The organism is Nakamurella multipartita DSM 44233 (assembly GCF_000024365.1).
GTDB lineage: Bacteria > Actinomycetota > Actinomycetes > Mycobacteriales > Nakamurellaceae > Nakamurella > Nakamurella multipartita.
This window is the reverse complement of the sequence record NC_013235.1, coordinates 2036861-2062250: the sequence shown is the minus strand read 5'-3', so window position 1 is coordinate 2062250 and position 25390 is coordinate 2036861. Positions and strand designations below refer to the sequence as shown.

General features: G+C 71.3%; 26 protein-coding genes. 13 read left to right on the top strand and 13 right to left on the bottom strand.

The features are described from left to right. Nucleotides 1-78 precede the first annotated feature (78 nt). The gene (locus NAMU_RS09375) at nucleotides 79-846 is read left to right on the top strand and encodes an amidohydrolase family protein (protein ID WP_015747166.1); all 768 of its coding nucleotides are present in this window, start codon (nucleotides 79-81) and stop codon (nucleotides 844-846) included. After that, the gene (locus NAMU_RS09370) at nucleotides 836-1618 is read left to right on the top strand and encodes a maleylpyruvate isomerase N-terminal domain-containing protein (RefSeq protein WP_015747165.1); all 783 of its coding nucleotides are present in this window, start codon (nucleotides 836-838) and stop codon (nucleotides 1616-1618) included. The genes NAMU_RS09375 and NAMU_RS09370 overlap by 11 nt, the downstream gene beginning before the upstream one ends. Before the next feature lie 18 nt (nucleotides 1619-1636). Here NAMU_RS09370 and recG read toward each other — a convergent pair whose 3' ends face one another. Together recG and NAMU_RS09360 are read right to left on the bottom strand one after the other, a co-directional pair. Continuing rightward, entirely contained in the window at nucleotides 1637-3967 is a 2331-nt protein-coding gene (gene recG / locus NAMU_RS09365; protein ID WP_052307874.1) for an ATP-dependent DNA helicase RecG, read from the bottom strand. Nucleotides 3968-4049: 82 nt separating this feature from the next. Further along, a complete protein-coding gene (locus NAMU_RS09360; RefSeq protein ID WP_015747163.1) occupies nucleotides 4050-4361 on the bottom strand; it encodes a hypothetical protein in 312 nt (103 codons plus the stop codon). 251 nt (nucleotides 4362-4612) lie between these two features. Here NAMU_RS09360 and NAMU_RS09355 point away from each other — a divergent pair, with 251 nt between their 5' ends. Beyond that, entirely contained in the window at nucleotides 4613-5707 is a 1095-nt protein-coding gene (locus NAMU_RS09355) for an IS110 family RNA-guided transposase (RefSeq protein ID WP_052307831.1), read from the top strand. On the opposite strand, the gene NAMU_RS09350 is transcribed toward NAMU_RS09355, so the two are convergent. Beyond that, on the bottom strand, nucleotides 5664-6308 hold the full coding sequence (locus NAMU_RS09350) for a hypothetical protein (protein ID WP_041368656.1): 645 nt from the start codon (nucleotides 6306-6308) through the stop codon (nucleotides 5664-5666). The two genes, NAMU_RS09355 and NAMU_RS09350, sit on opposite strands and share 44 nt — an antisense overlap. Nucleotides 6309-6471: 163 nt before the next feature. Between NAMU_RS09350 and rpmB the strand changes: the two genes are divergently transcribed. Further along, complete coding sequence (rpmB, locus tag NAMU_RS28145; protein WP_015747161.1) at nucleotides 6472-6663, top strand: 50S ribosomal protein L28; 192 nt, start codon at nucleotides 6472-6474, stop codon at nucleotides 6661-6663. A 124-nt stretch (nucleotides 6664-6787) separates the two neighbouring features. On the opposite strand, the gene NAMU_RS09345 is transcribed toward rpmB, so the two are convergent. Then, nucleotides 6788-7909 (bottom strand): branched-chain amino acid aminotransferase, encoded by a 1122-nt coding sequence (locus NAMU_RS09345; RefSeq protein WP_041368654.1) that lies wholly within the window; start codon nucleotides 7907-7909, stop codon nucleotides 6788-6790. Between the two features lie 89 nt (nucleotides 7910-7998). Continuing rightward, the gene (gene gcvT / locus NAMU_RS09340; RefSeq protein ID WP_015747159.1) at nucleotides 7999-9105 is read right to left on the bottom strand and encodes a glycine cleavage system aminomethyltransferase GcvT; all 1107 of its coding nucleotides are present in this window, start codon (nucleotides 9103-9105) and stop codon (nucleotides 7999-8001) included. Nucleotides 9106-9298: 193 nt separating this feature from the next. Here gcvT and NAMU_RS09335 point away from each other — a divergent pair, with 193 nt between their 5' ends. Then, complete coding sequence (locus NAMU_RS09335; protein ID WP_015747158.1) at nucleotides 9299-10816, top strand: leucyl aminopeptidase; 1518 nt, start codon at nucleotides 9299-9301, stop codon at nucleotides 10814-10816. A 58-nt stretch (nucleotides 10817-10874) separates the two neighbouring features. Here the strand turns inward: NAMU_RS09335 and NAMU_RS09330 are convergent, their stop codons facing one another. Then, nucleotides 10875-11258, bottom strand: a complete 384-nt coding sequence (locus tag NAMU_RS09330) for a hypothetical protein (RefSeq protein ID WP_015747157.1) — start codon at nucleotides 11256-11258, stop codon at nucleotides 10875-10877. Nucleotides 11259-11536: 278 nt separating this feature from the next. On the opposite strand from NAMU_RS09330, the gene lpdA reads away from it, so the two are divergent. From lpdA to NAMU_RS09305, 5 genes are all read left to right on the top strand, one after another. Further along, nucleotides 11537-12913 (top strand): dihydrolipoyl dehydrogenase, encoded by a 1377-nt coding sequence (lpdA, locus tag NAMU_RS09325; RefSeq protein ID WP_015747156.1) that lies wholly within the window; start codon nucleotides 11537-11539, stop codon nucleotides 12911-12913. Between the two features lie 128 nt (nucleotides 12914-13041). Continuing rightward, nucleotides 13042-14784 carry a 2-oxoglutarate dehydrogenase, E2 component, dihydrolipoamide succinyltransferase gene (gene sucB / locus NAMU_RS09320; protein ID WP_015747155.1) on the top strand — a complete coding sequence of 581 codons (1743 nt, stop codon included), beginning with the start codon at nucleotides 13042-13044 and terminating at the stop codon, nucleotides 14782-14784. A gap of 102 nt (nucleotides 14785-14886) precedes the next feature. Next, the gene (locus NAMU_RS09315) at nucleotides 14887-15768 is read left to right on the top strand and encodes a TIGR01777 family oxidoreductase (protein ID WP_015747154.1); all 882 of its coding nucleotides are present in this window, start codon (nucleotides 14887-14889) and stop codon (nucleotides 15766-15768) included. A 41-nt stretch (nucleotides 15769-15809) separates the two neighbouring features. Beyond that, nucleotides 15810-16013, top strand: coding sequence for a ribbon-helix-helix protein, CopG family (locus NAMU_RS09310; protein ID WP_015747153.1), 204 nt, complete (start codon nucleotides 15810-15812; stop codon nucleotides 16011-16013). Continuing rightward, nucleotides 16010-16402 carry a type II toxin-antitoxin system death-on-curing family toxin gene (locus tag NAMU_RS09305; RefSeq protein WP_015747152.1) on the top strand — a complete coding sequence of 131 codons (393 nt, stop codon included), beginning with the start codon at nucleotides 16010-16012 and terminating at the stop codon, nucleotides 16400-16402. The genes NAMU_RS09310 and NAMU_RS09305 overlap by 4 nt, the downstream gene beginning before the upstream one ends. 9 nt (nucleotides 16403-16411) lie before the next feature. On the opposite strand, the gene NAMU_RS09300 is transcribed toward NAMU_RS09305, so the two are convergent. From NAMU_RS09300 to recO, 4 genes are read right to left on the bottom strand one after another with little or no spacing between them, the layout of a single operon-like run. Next, entirely contained in the window at nucleotides 16412-17392 is a 981-nt protein-coding gene (locus NAMU_RS09300) for a TIGR03943 family putative permease subunit (RefSeq protein WP_015747151.1), read from the bottom strand. A 32-nt stretch (nucleotides 17393-17424) separates the two neighbouring features. After that, on the bottom strand, nucleotides 17425-18453 hold the full coding sequence (locus tag NAMU_RS09295) for a permease (protein ID WP_015747150.1): 1029 nt from the start codon (nucleotides 18451-18453) through the stop codon (nucleotides 17425-17427). Beyond that, nucleotides 18450-19271, bottom strand: coding sequence for an isoprenyl transferase (locus NAMU_RS09290; protein WP_015747149.1), 822 nt, complete (start codon nucleotides 19269-19271; stop codon nucleotides 18450-18452). Before NAMU_RS09290 ends, NAMU_RS09295 begins: the two co-directional genes overlap by 4 nt. Continuing rightward, complete coding sequence (gene recO / locus NAMU_RS09285) at nucleotides 19268-20014, bottom strand: DNA repair protein RecO (RefSeq protein WP_015747148.1); 747 nt, start codon at nucleotides 20012-20014, stop codon at nucleotides 19268-19270. The genes NAMU_RS09290 and recO overlap by 4 nt, the downstream gene beginning before the upstream one ends. Before the next feature lie 278 nt (nucleotides 20015-20292). Here recO and NAMU_RS09280 point away from each other — a divergent pair, with 278 nt between their 5' ends. From NAMU_RS09280 to NAMU_RS09270, 3 genes are all read left to right on the top strand, one after another. Next, nucleotides 20293-20775: a GNAT family N-acetyltransferase gene (locus tag NAMU_RS09280; protein ID WP_015747147.1), complete on the top strand. Its 483-nt coding sequence runs from the start codon at nucleotides 20293-20295 to the stop codon at nucleotides 20773-20775. A gap of 32 nt (nucleotides 20776-20807) precedes the next feature. Next, nucleotides 20808-21635, top strand: a complete 828-nt coding sequence (gene fdhD / locus NAMU_RS09275) for a formate dehydrogenase accessory sulfurtransferase FdhD (RefSeq protein WP_015747146.1) — start codon at nucleotides 20808-20810, stop codon at nucleotides 21633-21635. Between the two features lie 139 nt (nucleotides 21636-21774). Next, a complete protein-coding gene (locus tag NAMU_RS09270) occupies nucleotides 21775-22383 on the top strand; it encodes a hypothetical protein (protein ID WP_015747145.1) in 609 nt (202 codons plus the stop codon). 102 nt (nucleotides 22384-22485) lie between these two features. Here NAMU_RS09270 and clpX read toward each other — a convergent pair whose 3' ends face one another. The 3 genes from clpX to NAMU_RS09255 all read right to left on the bottom strand — a co-directional run bounded on the left by clpX (nucleotide 22486) and on the right by NAMU_RS09255 (nucleotide 25319). Further along, entirely contained in the window at nucleotides 22486-23754 is a 1269-nt protein-coding gene (gene clpX / locus NAMU_RS09265; RefSeq protein WP_015747144.1) for an ATP-dependent Clp protease ATP-binding subunit ClpX, read from the bottom strand. 253 nt (nucleotides 23755-24007) lie between these two features. Beyond that, the gene (locus tag NAMU_RS09260; protein ID WP_041370187.1) at nucleotides 24008-24649 is read right to left on the bottom strand and encodes an ATP-dependent Clp protease proteolytic subunit; all 642 of its coding nucleotides are present in this window, start codon (nucleotides 24647-24649) and stop codon (nucleotides 24008-24010) included. Between the two features lie 67 nt (nucleotides 24650-24716). Next, on the bottom strand, nucleotides 24717-25319 hold the full coding sequence (locus tag NAMU_RS09255) for an ATP-dependent Clp protease proteolytic subunit (RefSeq protein ID WP_041370185.1): 603 nt from the start codon (nucleotides 25317-25319) through the stop codon (nucleotides 24717-24719). Between the last annotated feature and the right edge of the window lie 71 nt (nucleotides 25320-25390).

The window sequence follows — 25390 nt, the reverse complement described above, 5'->3', positions numbered from 1 at the left end:
ACAAGACGCCCCCGACACTCCCGCCGGGCCGATAGGGTCGCCTCACCTTCGCCCGGCCGGCGGCCTATCGTCGTCGCCGTGGCCCAGCCGATCTTCGACAGCCATCTGCACATCATCGATCCGGCGTTCCCGCTGGTCGCCAACCATGGCTACCGGCCGCCGCCGTTCACCGCGGCCGAGTACCGGGCGGCGGTCGCCGCGCTGCCGATCGTCGGCGGCAGCGTCGTCTCCGGCTCGTTCCAGGCCTTCGACGTCGGTTACCTGCGGGCGGCGCTGACGGCGCTCGGTCCGGGCTTCGTCGGCGTGGCCAACGTCCCGGCCCAGGCCACCGACGCCGACCTGATCGACCTCGCGCACAGCGGTGTCCGGGGAGTGCGCTTCAACCTGTTCCGCGGGGGCAGCGAATCGGTGGCCGCGCTGACCACGTTCGGCCAGCGGGCCTGGGCGGTGGCCCGGCTGCACATCGAGCTCTACCTGGACGCGGCCGATCTCGACCAGCTGGCCGATCCGATCGGCCGGCTGCCGCGAGTCAGCATCGACCACCTCGGGCTGACCGCGGCCCACCGCCCGACGCTGCTGGCGCTGGCCGAGGCCGGGGTGCGGATCAAGGCCACCGGCTTCGGCCGGGTCGAGCTGGACGTGCCCGGCACGCTGCGGCAGATCCACGCCGCCAACCCGCACAGCCTGATGGTCGGCACCGACCTGCCCGGCACCCGAGCCCGCCGGCCGTTCGAACCGTCCGACCTGACCCTGATCGGCGACGCGCTCGGCGCGGCGGCGCTGCCGGCCGTCCTGCACGACAACGCCGTCGACTTCTACCGAATGGACCAGACGCATGAGCACTGACGACACCGCCCGACTGATCCAGGTGGTGGCCGACCGGTCGGCCCGGCTGGCCGCCGACTTCGCCCGAACCGCGGCGGACCGCGTCGTGCCCACGTGCCCGGACTGGACCGCCGCCGATCTGATCGGGCACCTCGGCGGGGTGCAGCGGTTCGTCACCGACGTGGTGACCCGGCAACGGCGCACCATGCCCGACGACCACGACCTGCAGGCCATGTTCGCCACGCCCGATCGGGCCGACGGCGCCGCGCTGATCGAGTGGTTCGACACCGGCACGGCCGGTGTGACCGCGGCCTTGCGCGGCGCGCCCGCCGACCTGCAGACGATCGTCTTCCTGGCCGACCCCGGCCCGGCTCGGCATTACTGGGCCCGCCGCCAAGCCCACGAGGCCACCGTCCATGGCGTCGACATGCTCGCCGCCCGGCTCGGCCGCTTCCCTACCACCGCCGAGGCGGCCGTCGAGCGCGACCTGGCGGTGGACGGCATCGACGAGTTCCTCGGCAGCTTCCTGCCCCGACCCGAGTCGACGCTGCACTCCGATCGTCCGTACCGGGTGACCGTCGAGGCCACCGACGCCCCGAGCCGGTGGACGGTCCGCGTGTCCGCCGAACCGCCCGAGGCGCTCCGGCACGCGCCGGACGACGACCCCGTCGACCTGCGCCTGCGCGGCTCGGCCGCCGACCTCTACCTGTCGTTGTGGGGTCGGGGCGGACAGGTGAGAACGACCGGCCCGGCCGAGCTGCAGGCGCACTGGCAGGCCCACACCCACGTGTGAGGCCGGGGCGCCGCCCCCTCAGCCCTTGTCCAGGTAGTCCTGATCCTGCTCGGCGATGACGGCGGAGACCATGTCGGCCAGCCCGGGCCAGCGGGCCATGGCCGGGTCGTCGCCGACCAGCCCGGCCGCGTCGGTCCGCGCGTCCTCGATGACGTCCCGATCCCGCAGCAACGACAGTTGGCGCAGCGCAGTGGATTTGCCGGCCTGCTCGGTGCCGAGCACGTTGCCCTCGCGGCGCAGTTCGAGGTCGGCCTCGGCGAGCTCGAAGCCGTCGGTGGTGGCGGCGACGGCGGCCAGCCGGAACCGGCCGGGGGTGCCCTCGGGCGATTCGGTGACCAGCAGGCAGATGCCCGGGGCGCTGCCCCGGCCGACCCGGCCGCGCAGCTGGTGCAGCTGGGACATGCCGAACCGTTCGGCGTCCATGATCACCATCATGGTGGCGTTGGGCACGTCGACGCCGACCTCGATGACGGTGGTGGCGACCAGCACGTCCAGCTCGCCGGCGGCGAAAGCGGTCATCACCGCGTCCTTCTCGGCCGGCACCAGCCGGCCGTGCAGGACGCCGACCCGCAGGTCGGCCAGCGGACCGTCCCGCAGCATGGCCGCCACCTGGGTCACCGCCAGCGGCGCCCGCCGGGTCGATTCGCCCTCGGCGTCGCTGTCCGTCTCGGCCACCGAGCCGTCCTCGAACAGTTCTCCGGCGGCATCCTCACCAGACCCGTCGCCGATCTTCGGGCAGACCACGTACGCCTGATGCCCCTTGCCGACCTCCTCGCGGATCCGCTGCCAGGCCCGTTCCACCCAGGCCGGTTTCTCCGCGGCCGGCACCACGGTGGTGCCGATCGGCGACCGGCCGCGGGGCAACTCGTCCAGGGTGGAGGTGTCCAGGTCGCCGAACACCGTCATCGCCACCGTGCGCGGGATCGGGGTGGCCGTCATCACCAGCACGTGCGGCGGGCTACCGTCAGGATGCTTGGTGCGCAGGGCATGTCGCTGTTCGACGCCGAACCGGTGCTGCTCGTCGACCACGATCAGCCCGAGGTTGGCGAAGAACACCCCCTCGGAGAGCAACGCGTGGGTGCCGACCACGATCCCGGCCTGCCCGGAGGCGATGGTGAGCAGGGCCAGCTTGCGGGCCTTGGCCGGCAGCGAGCCGGTGAGCAGGGTGATCGCGGTGGATTCGGCCGGCGCGCCGAGCTCCCCGCCGCGACCCAACGGCCCGAGCACCTGCCGCAGGGATCGGGCGTGCTGGGCGGCCAGCACCTCGGTTGGCGCCAGCATGACGGCCTGCCGGCCGGAGTCGATGACCTGCAGCATCGCCCGCAGGGCCACCACCGTCTTGCCGGAACCGACCTCACCCTGCAGCAACCGGTTCATCGGATGGATGGTCGCCAGATCGGTGCCGATCGCCTCCCCGACGGCCCGCTGGCCGGCGGTCAGCTCGAACGGCAGGTTGGCGTCGAAGGCGTCCAACAGCCCGCCCGGCACCCGCGGGCACGGTTCGGCCGGGAACTCCCGGGCCAGCGCCTTGCGCCGGGCCAGCACCAGCTGGACCGAGAGCGCCTCGTCGTAGCGCAGTCGCGCCTTGGCCCGATCCAGATGCTCCTGGGTCCGCGGCCGGTGGATGTCGTGCAGGGCGGTGGCCAGGTCGACCAGGCCCCGTTGGGCCAGCAGCACCTCGGGCACCGGGTCCTCGATCCGAGGCCCCAGGTCCAGCAGCAGCCGCACGCTGCGCTGCAGAACGGCCTGGGTGACGCCCTCGACCAAGGGGTAGACCGGGATCACCCCACCCGGGAACGACTCGATGATCTCGATCGGATTGTTCTCGGTGGATCCGTCCGACCCGCGCCCGTCGGACAGGATGGCCACCGACGGCGAGCTCATCTGCAGCTCGGTCTGGAACTTGGTGATCTTGCCGGAGAACATCGCGTCGGTGCCCGGGGGCAGCGTCTTTGTCCAGTGGTACTGGTTGAAGAAGGTGCAGGTCAGCTGGCGGTGGTCGTCGCCGATCACCACCTTGGTGATGTGCTTGACCCCGCCGCCGCGACCGCGGGCGCCGCGGCCGGGCCCCCGATGGCCCAACTCCTTCTCCACCACCTTGACCACCCGGGCCCACACGGTGGCCCGCTCCCCCACCACCAGCTTGCCCAAGTCGGTCAGCCGGCCTCGCTGGTCGTACTTGCGCGGGTAGTAGCGCAGCAGGTCGCCGACCGTGGCCAGCTCGAGCTTGTCGGCCAGCCGGCCCGCGGTCCGGGCACCGATCAGCTCCTTGAGCGGCGTGTCCAGCCCGATCTGTTCCAACGTCCGTCGTTCCTGCCTGACTCGTCGTGCCGTGCCTGCAGCGTCCATCTTGGCTGCCGGCACCGACAATGCCCTCGACGACCCTCCGGGCGGGCCGCGTGGCGGCCCGGTCGCCCCGGACGCGGGCGCGTCAGTCCAGCCGGGTGATCTGCAGATCGAAGGGCATCCCGCTGGCGTAGAGCTCCTCGATCACCTCACCGGGCCGGTCGGTGTGCAGATGGAACGCCGGGGAGCCGTCGGTCGGCCAGATGGCGACCTCCCGGCACAGCCGGTTCAGCTCGCCGATCAGGGTGGCCATCGTCTCGCCGTCGACGTGCAGGGTGCAGGTGATCTCGGCCAGGAACGCGGTCCCGGTGTTCTCGCCGGGCAACGCCCCGCAGGCGGCCGGCTGGGCCGGCGGCAGCGGATCGCGGCATTCCCGCTCCAGCGCGACCAGCAGCATGCCGACCAGTGCCCTGACAGTGAGGATGTAGGGGTGGATCGCCGTCGAGCTTCGGCTTGACTCGTGCCCTGACTGACCGTGGTGTCCTGAACGGGATGTGTCGGCCGGGGTTCGGCGGCGATCTCGGCACCTGCCGGACGGGCGTCGTGACCTTATAGGAGCCTGGCCAGAGGCCCCGTCACTGTCTTGTCCGCCCGCCCGACCGGCGCGTGCCGCCCTTCCCGGTTCAGCGACAGGACGGCAGGTCAACGATGACAGCAGTACAAGCGGAGCGACAAGCAGACTCATCGGCGGTCGAGGTGGTCGGCGGTGTGGACACCCATAAGGACACCCACACCGCGGCAGCGGTGGACACCGCGGGGCGGGTGTTGGGGTCGGCCCAGTTCCCCACCGACGCCGCCGGCTACCGGGCGTTGCTACGGTGGCTGCGCGGGTTCGGGACGCTGCTGCTGGTCGGTGTCGAGGGCACCGGTGTCTACGGGGCCGGCCTGGCCCGATTGCTGGCCGCCCAGGGCGTGGCCATGGTCGAGGTCGACCGGCCCGACCGCAAGGCCCGCCGGTGGCAGGGCAAATCCGATCCCGTCGATGCCGAGGCTGCGGCCCGGGCCGCGTTGGCCCGGGTGCGCACCGGGCTGCCCAAGCATCGAGACGGTCGTGTCGAGGCGCTGCGGGCATTGCGGGTGGCGCGCCGTTCGGCCGTCGGGCAACGCGCTGACGTGCAGCGACAGATCAAGGCGCTGATCGTCACCGCACCGGAATCGCTGCGCGCCCAGCTGCGGGCGTTGCCCGACCGAGAACTGATCAAGGTCTGCGCCGACCAGCGGCCGGACCGTGCCGGTGCCGGCGATCCGGGCACGGCCACCAAGATCGCGCTGCGCTCTCTTGCTCGGCGCCACCGGGCGCTCAGCGTCGAGATCGCCGATCTCGACGAGCTGCTCGGTCCGCTCGTGGCCCAGATCAACCCCGGGCTGCTCGCACTCAAAGGCATCGGTCCCGACGTGGCCGGGCAGATGCTCGTCACGGCCGGCGAGAATGCCGACCGCCTCACCAACGAGGCCGCCTTCGCGATGCTGTGCGGCGTGGCGCCCTTGCCTGCTTCGTCGGGCAGGACGACCCGGCACCGGCTCAACCGCGGCGGAGACCGAGCCGCCAATAGCGCACTCTGGCGCATCGTCATCACCCGCATGGGCACCGATGATCGAACCAAGAACTACATCGCCCGACGCACCGCCCAGGGGCTGACCAAGCCCGAGATCATCCGCTGCCTCAAGCGATATGTCGCCCGAGAAGTCTTCCTCGCGCTTACGTCCGCGTCCGCAGAAAAACGACCCGCCAAAGCAGCTTGACAACCATAGGAGCATCCCGGTAGTCGGCCCGCTCGCCGTCGCGGTTCTCGGGCGGCAGGCCCACCCGCCACCCGTTGCCGGCCGCCCCGGCGGCCACCGCGGCGATCCGGTGCAGATCGGCGCCATCGACCACCAACTCGGCGGCACTGACGCCGGCCGAGCGGGCCGACTCGGCCGCCGTCGGGCCGTCCGCGGTGAATCCGGACCGGCGGGGGTCCCGGTCCGGGTCGGTCAGGGCAGCGGCCGCCGCATTCAGGCCGGCGGCCAGCGCCAGCGCGCCGCCCGCGTCGGCCCCCGGATCCAGACCACCGAACAGATCGACCGACGGCTCGACGGCCAGCAACCGGCGGGCCTCGGAGACCCCGGCCGCGAAGCCGGCCAGGTAGTCGCGCAGCATCAGCGCCGGCACCTCGGTCAGCTCGACCACCGCGGCCGGTGCGGGCAGGTCGCGCACGGCCAGACCGAGGCCGATCCGGCCCTCCTCCAGCGCCGCAAGTTCCTGGGACGTCGGTCGCACCCCCCAGGCGCCTATCGCCGACGGATCGACGCTGCGCAGCCGGTCGAACCAGCGGTCGACGAGGGCGACATCCAGGGCGGTCATGGGGTCCATGGTGCCCGCTCGGGTCGGGCGGTTTGGACGTGACGCTCAGGATGAGTACCCTGGGGTGGTTGCCCGGCCCTCGCCGGGTGGATTCTGACTGCTCTGATCGGCCGCTGCGACACCGGTATGGCCGCTCGCTTGGATTGTGACAGGGGTGTTCGGCGTGGCTGCCGTGTGTGACGTGTGTGGCAAGGGCCCGGGATTCGGCATGAGCGTCTCCCACTCCCATCGGCGAACCAACCGTCGGTGGAATCCCAACATTCAGCCGGTCCGGGCGCAGGTCGCCCCGGGCACGGTCCGCAAGCTCAATGTGTGCACTTCGTGCCTGAAGGCCGGCAAGGTCGTTCGCGGCTGAGCCCGGTCGGCGCGCCCTGCGGGGCCGCCGACCTCAGCGCACCGGCAAACGGCGCCGATCGATTCCGATCGGCGCCGTTTGTTGCGTCTGCGGCCAGGGGCCGCAGACTCTGCTTAGAATCCGCTCAGCCCAGCTTGGTGATCCACCGGTGGGTGTCGGCGGCCCGGCCGTACTGGATGTCGGTGAGCTTCTCCCGCAGCTGCATGGTGATCGGCCCCGGCTGCCCGCCGTTGATCTCGAAGCCGCCCTCGGCGTGCAGCACCGAGCCGACCGGGGTGATCACGGCCGCCGTGCCGCAGGCGAAGACCTCGGTCAGCTCGCCGCTCTCGACCTTCTTGGCCCACTCGTCGGTGGAGATCCGCCGCTCGACCGCGCCGTAGCCCAGCTCGCGAGCCATGGTCAGCAGTGAATCGCGGGTGATGCCGGGCAGCAGCGAGCCGGACAGCTCAGGGGTCACCAGCTCCGCGGTGGGCCCCGAGCCCATCACGAAGAACAGGTTCATCCCGCCCATCTCCTCGACCCAGCGCCGCTCGACGGCGTCCAGCCAGACGACCTGGTCGCAGCCCTTCTCCGCGGCTTGCGCCTGCGCGGCCAGGGAGGCGGCGTAGTTCCCGCCGAACTTGGCCGCCCCGGTGCCGCCGGGCACCGCGCGGACGTACTCGGTCGACCACCAGACGCTGACCGGCTGCACGCCGCGGGCGAAATAGCCCCCCACCGGCGAGGCGATCAGGCAGAACAGGTAGCTGGCCGAGGGCCGCACCCCCAGGCCGACCTCGGTGGCGATGATGAACGGCCGCAGGTACAGCGACGACTCGCCGCCCGAGGGCACCCACGCCCCGTCGACGGCGAGCAGCTCGCGGATGCTGGCCAGGAACAGTTCTTCGGGCAGTTCGGGGACGGCCAGGCGCACGGCCGAGCGGTTGAACCGGGCCGCGTTCGCCTCCGGCCGGAACGCCGCGAGGGTGCCGTCGGCCTGCGCGAAGACCTTGAGCCCCTCGAAGATCTCCTGGCCGTAGTGCAGCACCATGGTCGCCGGATCCAGGCTGAACGGCCCGTAAGGCACGACGCGCGGGTCGTGCCAGCCCTGCCCCTGGTCGTAGTCGATCAGCACCATGTGATCGGTGAAGTAGCGGCCGAAGCCGGGAGCGGCGTGAATTTCGTCCCGGCGGCTCACGCTCACCGGCGAGGGGTGCTGTTCGCGCCGGAACTGCGGCACTGGGGTCGCTCCGGCGGTGGAGGTCGTCATACCGGCCAGAATATCGCAGTTAGTAGGACGTCCGAGTATCTTCCGGCCCGGCCCGCGCGATTCAGGCCAGTTCTACCCGATTGGACACCTCAGCGCACGTGGGAGGGCACGAACGGGGGCTTGACCACCCGGACCCGCATCCGCCGGCCGCGCACGTCGACGGCGATCTCGTCGCCCTCCACGACGCCGGCCACGGTGTCGATCAGGGCCAGCGCGATCCCCACCCCGAGGGTCGGTGAGAAGGTGCCCGAGGTCGTCTCGCCGATGGTGGTGCCGGCCGCGTCCACGACCGACAGGTGGCCGCGCAGTACGCCGCGGTCCAGAGCCAGCAGGCCCCACGCCACGCGGTGCGGCCCGTTCTCCCGTTCGGTGAGCAGCGCGTCCCGCCCGAAGAAGCTCGGCTTGCGCCAGCCCACCGCCCACCCCACCCGGGCCTGCACCGGGGTGATCTGCGGGCCCAGGTCCTGCCCGTGCAGGGCGTAGCCCATCTCGGTGCGCAGGGTGTCCCGCGCGCCCAGGCCGGCCGGTCGGCCGCCGCGGCGTCCGGCCTCGTGCACGATCGCGTCCCAGACCTTCTCGGCGTCGGCCCAGGCGGGGACGAGTTCGTAGCCGTGTTCGCCGGTGTAGCCGGTGCGGCACACGCGGACCGGCGCGCCGTCCAGGACGCCGTCCCGCCAGGACATGTAGTCCAGCTCGGTGGGCAGCCCGACCGCCGCCAGCACCTCGGCCGAGGCCGGTCCCTGCACCGCCAGCACCGCGAAATCGGTGTGCCGGTCGACGATCTGCACCTGCGGCGGCGCGGCCGCGGCCAGCGCGGCGACCACCGCGGCAGTGTTGGCCGCGTTCGGGATCAGGAACACCTCGTCGGGCGAGACCAGGTAGGCGATCAGGTCGTCGAGCACGCCACCGTCGCCGGTGCAGCACAGCGTGTACTGGGCCTGTCCCGGGCCGATCCGGTTCAGGTCGTTGGACAGGCAGTCGTTGACGAACGCGGCCGCGCCGGGTCCGGTGACCGTGGCCTTGCCCAGGTGGGAGACGTCGAAGACACCGGCCGCGGTGCGCACGGCGGTGTGCTCGGCGACCACTCCGGCGCCGGCGTAGGAGATGGGCATGTCCCACCCGCCGAACTCGCCCATGGTGGCCCCGAGGGCTCGGTGCCGGGCATCGAGGGGCGAGTGACGCAGCGGTCCGGGCATGTCGGCTTCCTGATCGACGTCCTGATCAGCACCGGGCAAGTCGTGATCGGCCATGGCGCCGACCGTAGCGTGCGGCCGGACGCACCCGCACCCGTGGTGCAGAACGGCCCGACTACGGTCGGGGGCGGTCCGTACCCGGGCCGTCACCCCTGCCGGACGACCGACCCGCACCCCCGCCGAGGAGCCCGCCCCGATGACTCGACTGACCCTGACCACCGCCGACCCGTTGACGGTCAAGGCCGACGCCCTGGTGGTGGCCGCCTACCAGGGCGCCGACGACCCGGTCGCCGCCGACGATCGATTCGCCGCGCTGGTCGCGGCGGCCACGCTGGCCGGCGGCACCGGCAAACCCGGCTCGGTGACGACGATCCCCGGGGGCAGCGCGGGTGGCGGCGTGGTCGCCGCCGATCGGGTGGTGGTCGTGGGGATCGGCGCCGCTCCGGCGACGGACGATCAGGCCGAGCCGGGTGCGCTGGCCGACCGGGTCCGGCGGGCGGCCGGCGCGGCCTCGCGGGCCCTGGCCGGCCACAGCAAGGCCGTCTCCACCCTCTCGCTGATCGACCCGAGTGCCGCGGCCGAGGGGCACCTGTTGGGCGCCTATGTCTTCGACACTTACAAAAAGCCCGGCTCGGAGCCGGTGCAGGCGATCGTGCTGACCGTGCCGTCGGCCAACAAGCAGGCCAAGCAGACACTCGAGCGGGCCACGATCGTGGCCGAATCGGTGGCCTTCGCCCGCAGCCTGGTCAACTCCGCGCCCAACGACCTGTTCCCGGCCGAGTTCGCCAACCGGGCCTCGGCCGCGGCCAAGTCGGCCGGCCTGGCCGTCGAGGTCTTGGACGAGAAGGCGCTGGCCAAGGGCGGTTACGGCGGCATCCTGGGGGTCGGAGCCGGCTCGAGCCGCCCGCCGCGCCTGGTCCGGGTCAGCTACACCCCGGCCAAGTCGGCGGCGACCGTGGCCCTGGTCGGCAAGGGCATCACCTTCGACACCGGCGGCATCTCCATCAAGCCCGGTCCCAAGATGGACCAGATGACCAGCGATATGGCCGGCGCCGCCGCGGTCGTGGCCACCGTACTGGGCGCGGCCCGGCTGGCCCTGCCGGTCACCGTCATCGCCTACGCGGCGCTGGCCGAGAACATGCCATCGGGCACCGCCTACCGGCCCGGCGACGTGCTGCGGCACTACGGTGGCGCCGCCAGCCGGGGCAAGCCGGCCCCGGCCGGCAAGACCGTGCACGTGCTCAACACCGACGCCGAGGGACGTCTAGTGCTGGCCGACGCGATCGTGCGGGCCTGCGAGGACAACCCCGACTACTTGGTGGAGACCTCGACCCTGACCGGGGCGCAGGTGGTCGCCCTGGGCAAGCGGACGATGGGCGTGATGGGCACCCCCGAGCTGCGGGACCGGATCGCCGCCACCGCCCGCGAGGTCGGCGAGGGGGGCTGGGCGATGCCGCTGTCCGAGCACCTGCGCGAGGGCCTGGACTCGCCGCTGGCCGATCTGCAGAACATCTCCGGCGAACCGTCCGGCGGGATGCTGGTGGCCGGGCACTATCTGGCCCAGTTCGTCGCCGACGGCCTCCCCTGGGCCCACCTGGACATCGCCGGGCCGTCCTTCAACGACAGCAAGGCCTACGGCTACACCACCACCGGCGGCACCGGAGTGCCGGTGCGCACGTTGCTGGCCCTGCTGGCCGACCTGGGCGCGCGCTGACTGCGGGCCGGATGCGCCGGCCGGTCGAGTCCGATCGGGCGGCGCATCCGGCCCGCAGTCAGTCGCCCAGCGCCTTGCGCTGCTCGCGTTCGCGCAGGATGGTCTGCCGGCGGGAGTAGTCACGCATCCGTTGCGGGTAGCCGACGATCATCGCGTCGTAGATCGGCAGCTGGTGCGCGTGGGCGAACTTCTGGGCCGCCTTGGGCGAGGAGATCCGCCGACGGGTGAACTCCCCGTCGTGCGCGACCAGCACCACGCTGGTCTCGGTCACCGCGGTCTTGGGTTCGACGTAGACCTCCACCCCGCGCCGGCGGCCGGCCCATTCGGCCAGGTCGTCGGCCACCTTGGTGCGAGCGCGCCGGCCCTTGCCGTCTCCCGCCGGCCCGTCCCCCGCATCCGAGTCGGAGGAGCCGGATCGCCGCCACCACGAAAACACACCCATCGCCGCAACGATCTCCGTCCTGACCTCGGCGGAGCCCCCTGGCCCGGCCTGCGCTGCCCTACCAGTGTTCCCGATCACCGGCAATCGGTTGACAGGGCGCCGAATCTACGGGGATGCCAAGATGGACAGCGCACCCGACTGGGGAGCTGATCATGAGCCGGTCCTCGGGTCACGACCAGGAATCCCCCTGGGCGTGCAGGCGTTGCGTTCATTGGTAATGAATTTCATATTCAGCGAGTCGGATAGACCGTCTGAGCTGGGAAGAGGAGCGCGTAGCGATGACCGACACCAATGTCGATCTGGTCGTCCTGGGCGGAGGGTCGGGCGGCTATGCCGCCGCCCTGCGGGCCGCCGAACTGGGTATGTCGGTGGCACTGATCGAGAAGGAAAAGCTCGGCGGGACCTGTCTGCACTGGGGCTGTGTCCCGGCCAAGACCCTGCTGCACGCCGCCGAGGTGGCCGACGAGGCCCGTGAGGGTGCGTCCATCGGGGTGAAGTCCACCTTCGACGGCATCGACGTCCCGGCGCTGCTCAAGTACAAGGACGGGATCATCAACCGGCTCTACAAGGGCCTGCAGGGACTGGTCAAGTCCCGCAAGATCCAGCTGGTCGAGGGTGAGGGCAAGTTCGTCGGCCCGAACACCGTCGTCGTCGGCGGCGACCGGTACATCGGCAAGGACGTCATCCTGGCCACCGGTTCCTTCTCCCGCACCCTGCCGGGCCTGACCATCGAGGGCCGGGTCATCACCTCGACCCAGGCGCTGAGCCTGGAGTGGGTCCCCGAGACCGCGATCGTGCTGGGCGGCGGCGTCATCGGCGTCGAGTTCGCCTCCACCTGGGCCTCCTTCGGCACCAACGTCACCATCGTCGAGGCCCTGCCCACCCTGGTCCCGCTGGAGGACCCGTGGGCGGCCAAGCTGGTCGAGCGCGCGTTCCGCAAGCGCAAGATCAACTTCAAGACGGGCGTCCGGTTCAAGAGCGTGACCCAGGACGACTCCGGCGTCACCGTCCTGCTCGAGGACGGCACCGAGCTCAAGGCCGACCTGCTGCTGGTCGCGGTCGGCCGCGGCCCGTACACCGCCGGGTGCGGGTATGAGGAAGCCGGCATCACCATGGACCGCGGGTTCGTCATCACCGACGAGCGCCTGCACACCAACCTGCCGCACGTCTACGCCGTCGGCGACATCGTCCCCGGCCTGCAGCTGGCCCACCGCGGGTTCCAGCAGGGCATCTTCGTGGCCGAGGAGATCGCCGGCCTGAACCCGGTGGTCATCCCCGACGAGAAGATCCCGAAGATCACCTACTGCGACCCCAACGTCGCCTCGGTGGGCGCCACCGAGGCGGTCGCGCAGGAGCGGTACGGCAAGGACAACGTCGAGTCCTACGTCTACGACCTGGGCGGCAACGGCAAGTCGCAGATCCTCAAGACCGCCGGCGGCATCAAGGTCGTGCGGGTCAAGGACGGCCCCGTGGTCGGCGTGCACATGGTCGGGGCCCGCATCGGCGAGCTGATCGGTGAGGCCCAGCTGGTCGTCGGCTGGGAGGCCCACCCCGAGGACGTCGCCCCGATGGTGCACGGCCACCCGTCGCAGTACGAGGCCTTCGGCGAGGCGATGCTCGCCATGGCCGGCAAGCCGCTGCACGTCCACGACTGAGCCGCTGCCCGGGGGTCGCGCGGGTTGACCGCGCGACCCCGGGACGGCGTCCACCAGCCGACAGAACCCGCCCACCCCGGTTTTCAGCCCGGATTCCAGACCGGTTTCCAGCGAGGAGAGCAACACCCATGTCCCACTCCGTTCAGATGCCCGCGCTCGGGGAGAGCGTCACCGAGGGCACCGTCACCCGATGGCTCAAGAACGTGGGCGACCAGGTCGAGGTCGACGAGCCCCTGCTGGAGGTCTCGACCGACAAGGTCGACACCGAAATTCCCGCCCCGTACAGCGGCGTGCTGGAGAAGATCCTCGTCGCCGAGGACGAAACCGCTGATGTGGGCGCCGATCTGGCGATCATCGGCGACGGCTCCGGCGCGTCGGCCGAGCCCGCCAGCGCCCCGGCCGCGGAGCCGGAGGCGGCCCCGGCCGCCCAGGCCGCGCCCGCCGAGGCGCCCTCCACCGAGGCCGAGGCCCCCGCCGAGAAGCCGAAGGCGGCCACCGGCAGCGCCGCCGGCGGCACGTCGGTCAAGCTGCCCGAGATGGGCGAGTCGGTCACCGAGGGCACCGTCACCCGCTGGCTCAAGGCGGTCGGTGACGAGGTCGCGGTCGACGAGCCGCTGGTCGAGGTCTCCACCGACAAGGTCGACACCGAGGTCCCGTCCCCCGTGGCCGGCACCCTGCTGGAGATCAGCGTCGGCGAGGACGAGACGATCGAGGTCGGCGGCCAACTGGGCGTCATCGGTGACGCCGCCGCCGCTCCCGCGGCGGCGCCCGAGCCCGAACCGGCCCCGAAGGCCGAAGCCAAGCCCGAGGCCCCGAAGCCGGCCGCCGCTGCTGCACCCGCCGCGCCCGCCGCCCCGGCCGCTCCGGCCAAGCCCGTCTCGGCGCTGCCGCCGGAGCGGGTGCCCGAGGGCACCTACGTCACCCCGGTGATCCGCAAGCTCGCCGCGGACGCCGGCGTCGACCTGGCCTCGGTCAAGGGCACCGGCGTGGGCGGTCGCATCCGTCGCGAGGACGTCGTGGCCGCGGCCGAGGCGGCCAAGGCTCAGGCCGCCGCCCCGGCTCCGGCCGCGGCTCCCGCCGCCGCCGCGCCGGCCGCCGCCCCGGCGGCCGGGTCCAGCGTGCCCAAGCCGGACGAGAAGGCCAGCGCGCTGATCGGCACGACGGTCAAGCTGCCCCGGATCCGGCAGTCGATCGCCAAGAACATGAAGCACGGCCTGGACACCGCGGCCCAGCTGACCACGGTGTTCGAGGTGGACTGCACCCGGATCGCCGCGCTGCGGGCCAAGGCGAAGAACTCGTTCGCCGCCCGCGAGGGCGTCAACCTGTCCTTCCTGCCGTTCTTCGTCAAGGCGGCGCTGGAGGCCCTCAAGGCCTACCCGGTGATCAACTCGACGCTGGCGGACGATCTGAAGGAGATCACCTACCACGGCTCGGTCAACCTGGGCATCGCGGTGGACACTCCGCGGGGCCTGATCGTGCCGGTGATCAAGGGCGCGGACGATCTGAACATCGCCGGGCTGGCCCGCAAGATCGGCGAGCTGGCCGCCAAGACCCGGGACAACAAGGTCGGTCCGGACGAGCTGTCCGGCGGCACCTTCACCATCACCAACACCGGGTCGGTGGGCGCGCTGTTCGACACGCCGATCTTCGTGCCGCCGCAGTCGGCGATCCTGGGCACCGGGGCGATCGTCAAGCGCCCGGTGGTGGCAAAGGACGCCGACGGCAACGAGGTCATCGCCATTCGCTCGATGTGCTACCTGGCGCTGTCCTACGACCACCGCAACATCGACGGGGCCGACGCCTCCCGGTTCCTGTCCGCGGTCAAGAAGCGGATCGAGGCCGGCGAGTTCGAGGGCGACCTGGGCCTGTAACGTGCGCGCGGGCGGCCTGCATCCAGCGGGCCGCCCGCGGCCGTACAGAGGGTGGGCCCCGCAGGTCACGCCCAACCAGGAGGTTCGCATGGAGGGGCCACAGTGAAGGTTGTCGCCGCCGGGGTGAGTGGGTTCCTGGGGACCCGGCTGACCAACGCGTTGACCGAGGCCGGCCACACCGTGGTCCGTCTGGTGCGCTCCGAGCCCACCGGTCCGCACGAGAGTCTGTGGAACCCGCACTCGGGTGATCTGGACAGCTCCGTGTTCGACGGAGCCGACGCGGTGGTCAACCTCTGTGGAGCTCCGACCGCCTTCCATCGCTGGACCCAGGACTACAAGCACCTGCTGCTGACCTCCCGGGTCAACCCGACCCGCGTGCTGGCCGCCGAGTGCGCGCGGCTGGGCGTCCCGGTCCTGCTCAACGCGTCCGCGGTGGGCTACTACGGCGCCCGAGGTACCGAGATCGTCACCGAGCACACCGGCCCAGGCGATTCCTTCCTGGCCGACCTGTGCGTGCAGTGGGAGGCGGCCACCGCCGCGGCGGAGGCGGCCGACGTGCGGGTGGTGCACCTGCGCACCGGGCTGGTGCTGGGCATGGACGGCGACCTGCTCAAGATCATGTCGCTGCTGACCCGCCTGTGGGCCGGCGCCCGGCTGGGATCGGGCGAGCAGTACTACCCGTGGATCTCGGCGACCGATCACTTGGCCGCCATGCTGTTCCTGCTCACCCACCCCGTGCACGGGCCGGCCAACCTGACCGCGCCCTACCCGGTGACCAATGCGGAGTTCACCAAGGAGCTCGGGCGGGCGCTGCACCGGCCCACCCCGTGGGTCGTGCCGGAATTCGCCATCCGCGCCCTGGTCGGCGAGTTCGCCGACGAGCTCGTCGACGGCCGGCGGGCGGTCCCGGCCGCCCTGCACGACGCCGGTTTCCAGTTCGCCCACCGCACCCTGCCCGAGGCGCTGGCCGCCGAACTGCGGTGAACCGCTCGCCACGTGTGGTATCACATTGGTATCATTGGCGAATGGCCATGACTCTCCGACTCGACGAGTCGACCAGTGAAGCCCTGCGCGAGCAAGCACAGGCGGACGGACGGTCGGTCCACCAGACCGTGCTCGTGGCCATCGATGAGTATCTCGCGCGGCACCGCCGCAGCCAACGCATCGCCGTGTTGGCCGAACAGGCCGCGGCGGACTATCCCGAGGTTCTCCGGCGTCTCGGCGAGTGACTCGTTTTCTGTCCGCCGAAGATGTTCTCGCGATCGCACGAGTCGCCATCGGCGGCGATCCGGCTGTTCGCGATCTGGGTCTGCTCGATTCCGCCTGCCATCGACCGTCAAGCACCGTCTTCGGCGAGGATGCTTACCCCACGCTCACGCTCAAGGCGGCAGCGCTCCTGCACTCGTTGACAGCCAACCATCCGTTCGTCGACGGCAACAAGAGAACGGCATGGCTGGCCACAGTGGTGTTTCTCCGCGACAACGGCGCGACCGTCGTCGCACCGGACGCCTACGACGGCCAGATCACCGACCTGGTTCTCGCTCTTGCCGCCGGCGAGTTACGAGACGTCAACGACATCGCCGATCGCCTCGCCGCGATGGTCAACCGACCAAGCTGAGACCGACGGTCAGTGCTCGTACGGGTCGTCGGGTTGGTCGATGGTCTGCACCGAGCTGACGGTCACCGTCGGCACGTAGTTGTTGTCCATCACCGCGGTGTTGGGCACCACGGTGACCACCGCCTGCACCCAGGTGTTGGACGGGTAGGGGGCGTCGCCATCGACGTGCAACTGCATCGGGTTGGCGTCGGCCGCGCAGCAGCTGATCACCATCCGGGCGATCGTGTAGCCGCCGCTGTACCCCTCCCCGGCGGGGGCCAGGAAGCCGACCACCGTCACCGGAACCCCGTCGACGGAGTTGTCCGCGTCGTAGAGCGAGCGCAGCACGAACTCCTTGATGCCCATCTGCGGGTCGGTGCCGTCCAAGGCCGGGAAATGCATGGTCCGGCGGCTGCCGCTGCTGTCGGTGACCGATCCGCTGCCGTCGTTGTAGGCATATCCGCCGATCGGCGCGCCCGTCCCGTCCTTGCTCTCGGTACCGCCGCCCCCGGCCGCCGACCCGTCGCTGACCGTCGGTCCCGACACCGTGGCGACGTCGTAGCCGGCCAGGCCCTGGGACCCGGCGTTGCGGGCCACCGCGTCGGCCCCCAGCGCCGGCGGGGCGACCAGCAGCAACACCAGCACCGGCGCCAGGATCAGCCAGGGGGCCTTGGCGGCCGAGTGGTCGTGACCGTGGGCGTCGGGCCCTTCGTCGTCGTGCGCATCGTGCTCGTCGGGCCGGTCGTGATCGGGTGCCGGCCCGGCGCCGTCCTCGGTACCCCCGGCGCCGACCGCGGCCGGTGCCTCGGCCTTGCGCCGGCCGGCCTTCATCTCCGCCCGGACGGCCAGCACCAGCGAGATGATGCCGACGATCACCAGGATCGCCCCGGAGGTGAGCAGCAGCCATTTGAAGCCGGGCCGCACGTAGGAGGTGAACCGGCCGGAGACGGTGATCGAGATGAGCAGGCCACCGAGCAGGGTGACCACGATCGACTGGGTCTCCACGCTCATGCCGCCCAGCCGGCGGCGGCCGGGCCGGGCCGTCACTGCCAGCCCCAGAAGATCAGGCCGACCGTGGTGGCGACCACGATGGCGACGCCGAAGGTCAGCGGGGCGAACCGGACCGCGAACTTGCGGCCGAAGATGCCGGCCTGCATCGCGAACAGCTTGACGTCCACGGCCGGCCCGACGGTGAGGAACACCAGCTTGCCGACCATCGGGATGGTGGAGAAGGAGGCGGCGACGAACGCGTCGGCCTCCGAGCACAAGGCCAGGATGAAGGCCAGGCCGGCCATCAGCAGGACCGAGAGCAGCAGCGACGCGCCGATGCCTTCCATCACGTGGGCCGGCACGATCGTCTTGAAGGTGGCGGCCGCGGCCGCGCCGATCACCAGGAACCCCGCGGCCTGGGTGAAGTCGCCCAGGATGGTGGACAGGAACACCCGCCAATTCGGCTGCCCCGGCTCCGACTTCGCCGGGTTCTTGGGCCGCATCCACTCGGGCCGGCCGATCCGCTCCCAGATCCAGCCGACGATCAGCGCGGTCAGCAGACCGGAGATCAGCCGCGCCCACACCATCGAGGGGTAGCCGGTGAACGCCACCGCGGTGGCCACCAGCACGATCGGATTGATCGCCGGGGCCGAGAGCATGAACGCCAGCGACGCCGACGGCCGCACCCCACGGTCCATCAGCCGGTTGGAGATCGGCACCGACCCGCATTCGCACCCGGGCAACGCGGCCCCGCAGGCGGTGGCGACCGGCACGGCCAGCACCGGGCGGTCGGGCAGAACCTTGCTGAACCAGGACGCCGGGACGAACGCGGCGATCGCGCCGGAGACGACCACGCCCAGCACCAGGAACGGGGTGGCCTGCACGCAGATGGCGATGAAGACGGTGGCCCAGCTCTGCAGGGCGGGCTGGCCCAGCAGCGAGGCCAGCGGCCCGCGCAGCAGGATGGCCAGCAGCAGGACGACGCCGAAGATCTCCAGCGAGCCGGGGCGATACCGCACCCGATCCGGCTTGGGTGGCGCCGGGGAAGCCGGTTCGGTGGTCGGTGTCCGGCTCGCGGTCATCCGGTTCTCCCCTGCTGGTCGTTCGGTTCCGGGACCGCGGTGTCGATCACCCCGCCGAAGCGGCGTTGCCGGGACGCGTACTCCTGGCAGGCCCGCCACAGATCCCGGCGGTCGAAGTCGGGGTACAGGGTGTCCTGGAACACCAACTCCGCGTAGGCCGACTGCCAGAGCAGGAAGTTGCTGGTCCGCAACTCCCCCGACGGGCGCAGGAACATGTCCACGTCGGGCATGTCCGGCTCGTCCAGGTAACGGGCGAACAGCCGCTCGTCCACCTTGTTCGGGTCCAGCCGTCCGGCCGCCGCCTCGATCGCGATCGCCTTGGCGGCGTCGGCGATCTCGGCCCGGCCGCCGTAGTTCACACACATGGTCAGGGTCAGGACGCGGTTGCCGGCGGTGAGTTGCTCGGCGACCTCGAGCTCCTTGATCACACTGCGCCACAGCCGGGGCCGGCGGCCGGCCCAGCGAACCCGCACCCCGAGCGCATGCATGTCGTCGCGGCGGCGGCGGATGACGTCTCGGTTGAAGCCCATCAGGAAGCGCACCTCGTCCGGCGAGCGCTTCCAGTTCTCGGTGGAGAACGCATAGGCCGACAGGTGGGTGACGCCGATCTCGATGGCCCCCTCGACCACGTCGAACAGCGCCGCCTCGCCGCGCTTGTGACCCTCGGTGCGGGGCAGCCCGCGTTGCTTGGCCCACCGGCCGTTGCCGTCCATCACCAGCGCGACGTGCCTGGGGACCGCGCCGGCGGGCAGGGCCGGCGGCCGGGCGCCGCTCGGGTGCGGGGCGGGCGGGCGGGGCGTGATCGAGCTGCGGCTCACGCGCCGACCTCCCGATCGACCATCGGCAGGGATCGCAGCCCGCGCTCCAGGTGCCACTGCAGCAGCGCGGCGACCAGACCCGAGGCCTCCCGCTGATGGCTGACCGCGGACGCGTCGGCCACGGCCCAGACACCGTCGGTCAGCGCCGCCATCAGGTCGATGGTGGCCGGCGCCGGGCGCACCGACCCCGACGAGCCCGACCGGCAGTCCGGGCACAGCGCCCCGCCGGAGGGCACGTGGAAGGCCGAATGCGGGCCCGGGCTGCCGCACCGGGCGCACTCGCGCAGCGCGGGCGCCCAGCCGGCCAGCACCATGGCCCGCAGCAGGAAGGCATCCAGGATCAGGCTGGGGCCCCGCCCGGACTCGGTGAGCGCGCGCAGCGCCGAGACCACCAGCAGGTACAGCCGCAGGGAGGGTTCGCGCTCCTCGGCGGTGAGCCGCTCGGCCGTCTCGGCGATCGCCGTCGCGCAGGTGTAGCGGGAGTAGTCGGCGGCCAGGGTCGCGCCGAACGGGTCGAGGGTCTCGGCCTGGGTCACGATGTCCAGGTTGCGTCCGGCGTACAGCTGCAGGTCCACGTGGCTGAACGGCTCCAACCGGCCGCCGAACTTGCTCTTGGTGCGCCGCACGCCCTTGGCCACCGCCCGCACCTTGCCGGTGCGCCGGGTCAGCAGGGACACGATCCGATCCGCCTCGCCGAGTTTGGTGACCCGCAGCACGACGGCGGAGTCACGGTAGACGGGCACCTGGTCATGGTGCCACCCGCGGCGCCCCCGATGGGGCAACCGCGCGCGGCCCACACCGCCGGCGAACGGGTGACTCACGGCGCCTTCACGCGGCCCGGGCCACCCCGGCCGGGGTGTGAGCCTGGTCGCGCAGCGGCCGATCGTCGCCGGGTGGCGCCGGAGCGAATCCCGCGTGGACTAGCCTGGATGCTGTCGGGCAAGGGCGCTGATGTGCCGGCCGACACGGCAGACCCGGCCGCCTGGTCGACCGTCGTTCTCACAGCTCGAAAGGTGCAGGCATGGCCCCAACCTCCCCCGTCCGGCCCGCGACGCCGGAGGACGCCGAGGCTTTTGCCGCCTGCCACCTCGCCTGCTGGCGGGAGGCCTACGGCAGCCTCTGGGGGGCCGAACGGTTCGACGGCATGGACGTGACCCGGTTGGCCGCCCGTCGCCGCAAGGAGATCGAAGCCGGCGTCGCCGACCACTACCTGGTCGAGGCCGACGGCGAGGTCGCCGGCATCGCCATCGCCGGCCCCACCCGTGACGAGGACCCCCAGGCCGAGCGCGAGCTCTACGCGATCTACGTCCGCGAGGCGCACCAGGGCACCGGCATGGCCGACGACCTGATGCGCGCGGCCATCGGCACCGGCCCGGCGTCGCTGTGGACCTACCGGGACAACGCCCGGGCCAGCGCCTTCTACGTCCACCACGACTTCATCCCCAACGGCGCCGAGCGCACCGACTCGGAAGGCATCCTGGAAATCCGGATGGTCCGCCGCTGACCGTCCGGTCCGCCTGAAGGAAGGGGACGGGCATGTCTCGGGTCACCGTGCGCACGCCGATCGTGCGGTACCGCGACGGCGCCTTCTCCAGCCGGCCGGACACCGTGGCCGGCGAGGAGCCGCTGGAGATCCGGGTCGACGGCCAGCCCTTCTCCACGACCATGCGGACCCCGGGGGCCGACATCGAGCTGGCCCATGGCCTGCTGCATGCCGAGGGCGTCATCACCGGCCCGGCGGACGTCCGGGCCGCTCGCTACTGCTCCGGCGTCGGTCCGGACGGCCTGAAGACCTACAACGTGCTCGAGGTCAGCCTGGCCGACTCCGCGGCGACCGCGCAGCTGTGGCCACGGTCCCTGGTGACCAGCTCGGCGTGCGGGGTCTGCGGATCGGAGTCGATCGAGGCGATCACCCGCAGCAGCCGCTACGTGCCCGGCCAGCTCACGATGGCCCCGGACACGATCCGCGCCCTGCCCGAGCGGCTGCGGGCGCAGCAGCGCACGTTCCGCAGCACCGGCGGCATCCACGCCTGCGCCCTGGCCACCGCCGACGGCCTGATCGAGGACGTCCGTGAGGACGTCGGCCGGCACAACGCGATGGACAAGGTGATCGGGGCCGCGCTGCTCGCCGACCGCCTGCCGCTGGCCGACCGGGCCCTGGTCACCTCGTCCCGGGCCTCGTTCGAGCTGGTGCAGAAGGCGGTGCTGGCCGGCGTCGGGATCCTGGTCGCCGTCTCCGCCCCGTCCTCGCTGGCGGTGCAACTGGCCGGGCAGGCCGGGCTGACCCTGATCGGGTTCGTCTCCCCCGCCGGGTTCAACATCTATACGGGTGGCTGGCGGGTCCACGGCGCCACCCAGCGGTAACCGTCAGCGCCGGGCCGCGCGACCCCTTCGGGCGAACGGGCGGCGACGACCTGATCGGCCGTGTATCAGGCGTCGCGGCGCCCACTCCTGCGGCTAGGATCCATTTGCCGACCCGGCTCGCGCCCGTAGGAGTGAACACATGAGGTCTCGTCACGCCCTCACCGCCGCGCTGGCTCTCAGCGTGGTCACCATCTTGACCGTCGCGGCCTGCGGGTCGTCGGTCCAGGGTGCGGCCCAGGTGAATTCCGCCGCCGCCGAGACCATGACCAGCGCCGAGTCCAGCACCACCTCGTCCGCCCGGACCACCCGGCCCACGGTGGAGGACACCGAGCTGTCCGACCTGAGTTCGATGCTCAACGACCTGTCCACGGTGTCGGTGCCCACCGACTTCCCGACCGACCTGACCTTCCCGACCGACTTCAGCGACCTGAACATCCCCGGCTACAGCAACGCCTGCATCTCGGTCTCGCTGGCCTACCTGTCGGTCACCCTGGCCCCGTTGTCCACCCTGGCCGGTGGGTCGTCCCAGTACGACGCGTCCGAGCTGAAGAAGGCGCTGGAAGATCTGCGCAACTCCGGCGAGATCCCGCCGGAGATCGCGCCCGACATCGACACGCTGGCCCAGCTGGCCGACCAGTCCGGCTCCGGGAGCCTGTCGGACGCCGCGCAGCTGTTCCAGAGCCCGGACTTCGTCACCGCCAGCGACCACATTTCGGCCTGGCTGGACACCAACTGCAGCGGCGGCTGACCCGGCCCGCCCGGTAGCGACCAAGCGAAAGCCCCGGCACCCTGTTCAGGGTCCGGGGCTTTTCGCACCAACGGGTCGCGACCGGCCGCGGCCGGTCGGCGATCAGGCCGACTTCTCGCGCGGGGTCCGCTTGGGCGCCCGCGGCACGATCGTCGGGTAGACGTTCGACCGGACGGTCTCGGCGCTGACCACCACCCGCTCGACGTCGTCGCGGCCGGGCACCTCGTACATGGCCGGCAACAGCACTTCCTCCATGATCGCCCGCAGGCCGCGGGCGCCGGTGCCGCGCAGGATCGCCTCGTCGGCGATCGCCTCCAGCGCGTCCGGTTCGAACTCCAGCGCGACGCCGTCCATCTCGAACAGCCGCTGGTACTGCTTGGACAGTGCGTCCCGCGGCTCGGTGAGGATCTTGACCAGCGATTCTTTGTCCAGGTTGGTCACCGAGGCCACGACCGGGAGCCGGCCGATGAACTCCGGGATCAACCCGAACTTGATCAGGTCCTCGGGCATGACGTCGGAGAACACGTCCGAGCCGTCGATGTCGAACTTGCTGCGCACCTCGGCCCCGAAGCCCAAGCCGCGGCGGCCGACCCGCTCGCCGACGATCTTCTCCAGCCCGGCGAACGCACCGGCCACGATGAACAGCACGTTCGTGGTGTCGATCTGGATGAATTCCTGGTGCGGGTGCTTGCGGCCGCCCTGCGGCGGCACCGAGGCCTGCGTGCCCTCGAGGATCTTGAGCAGCGCCTGCTGCACGCCCTCGCCGGAGACGTCCCGGGTGATCGAGGGGTTCTCGGACTTGCGGGCGATCTTGTCGACCTCGTCGATGTAGACGATGCCGGTCTCGGCCCGCTTGACGTCGTAGTCGGCCGCCTGGATCAGCTTGAGCAGGATGTTCTCGACGTCCTCGCCCACGTACCCGGCCTCGGTCAACGCGGTGGCGTCGGCGATGGCGAACGGAACGTTGAGCATCTTGGCCAGGGTCTGGGCCAGGTAGGTCTTGCCGCAGCCGGTGGGCCCGAGCATCAAGATGTTGGACTTGGCCAGCTCGACCGGCTCCGGGCCGCGATCGGGTCCGGCCTGGATGCGCTTGTAGTGGTTGTAGACCGCCACCGACAGGGCCTTCTTCGCGGTGTCCTGACCGATGACGTACTGGTCGAGGTACTCGCGGATGGCCGTCGGCTTGGGCAGCTCGTCGAGCTTGACCTCACTGGTCTCGGCGAGCTCTTCCTCGATGATCTCGTTGCACAGGTCGATGCACTCGTCGCAGATGTACACGCCGGGACCGGCGATCAGCTTGCGCACCTGCTTCTGGCTCTTTCCGCAGAAGGAGCACTTGAGCAGATCGCCCCCGTCACCGATTCGCGCCATGAGCCCTCTCGATCCGTAATGTGCCAAGCCCTTGAATGATCCGGAAGGACCCCCGGTTCAGCACCGCTGCCGCGACCGCGTTGACGTTACCTGCCGGACACGTGCCGCTCCCCGGTTTACCGGTCACGACACGGCCTCGGCCGGTTCGGCCAGGCACCACCATCAGAGTATCCGTCGGCACCGGCGGCGCCCAGGGTGAATATCACCAGGTGGGACATTCGTCCCCGGGCGCCGGGTGCTCGACCGGCCGCGGTCAGGAGAGCTTGCGGTACTGCAGGACCTCGTCGATGAGCCCGTAGTCCTTGGCCTCGGCCGCCGTCAGGATCTTGTCCCGGTCGATGTCCTTGCGGACCTCCTCCGGGGTCTTGGTGGAGTGGCGGGACAGGATCTCCTCCAGCGCCGCCCGCATCCGGCCGATCTCCTTGGCCTGGATCTCCAGGTCGGACACCTGGCCGTAGACGCCCTCGGTGGCCGGCTGGTGGATCAGGATCCGCGAGTTCGGCAGGGCCAGCCGGCGGCCGGGGCTGCCCGCGGCCAGCAGTACGGCCGCGGCGGACGCGGCCTGGCCCAGGCAGACGGTCTGGATGTGCGGCCGCACGAACTGCATCGTGTCGTAGATCGCCGTCATCGAGGTGAACGAGCCACCGGGCGAGTTGATGTACATGATGATCTCGCGGTCCGGGTCGGTGGACTCCAGCGTGAGCAGCTGGGCCATCACGTCGTTGGCGGACGCGTCGTCGATCTGCACGCCGAGGAAGATGATGCGTTCCTCGAAGAGCTTGTTGTAGGGGTTGGACTCCTTGACGCCGTAGCTGGTGCGCTCGACGAACGACGGCAGGATGTAGCGGGCCTGCGGCAGGGACAACGCCTCGCCGTGGGCGACGCCCAGGGGCATCTGGTGGCCGGGCTTGTTCACGATCGTGATCTCCTTCTCGATGTCCTGCTCGTGCTGCCGGACCCGGTCACTTCTTGGCGGACTGCTCGGCGGCGGCCTGGGCCTGCGGGTTGGCCCGGCTGACCACCTTGTCGATGAACCCGTACTCCAACGCTTCCTGCGCGGTGAACCAGCGGTCGCGGTCCTGGTCGACCTCGATGCGCTCGATGGGCTGGCCGGTGTGCAGCGACTGAAGCTCGGTCAGTTCGCGCTTGGACTTGGTCAGCATGTCGGCCTGGATGGCGATGTCGGCCGCGGTGCCGCCGACGCCGGCGCTGGGCTGATGCATCAGGATGCGGGTGTGCGGCAGCGCGGCGCGCTTGCCCTTGGCCCCGGCCGTCAGCAGGAACTGGCCCATGGAGGCGGCCAGGCCCATCGCGGTCGTCGCGACGTCCGGCTCGATCCACATCATGGTGTCGTAGATCGCCATGCCGGCGGTGACGCTGCCGCCCGGCGAGTTGATGTACAGGGTGATGTCCCGCTCGGGGTCCTCCGCGGCCAGCAGCAGCAGCTGGGCGGTGAGCTCGTTGGCGTTGGTGTCGCGGACCTCGGAGCCGAGCAGGATGATCCGCTCGCGCAGCAGGCGCTCGGACACCGAGTCCGACAGCGACATCGGGGTGCCGGCCCGCATCATCGGGTCGACCAACCCGGGAGCGATGGCTTCCAGGCGCTGCACGGCCTGCAGGGCCCGAGAGGCGGGAG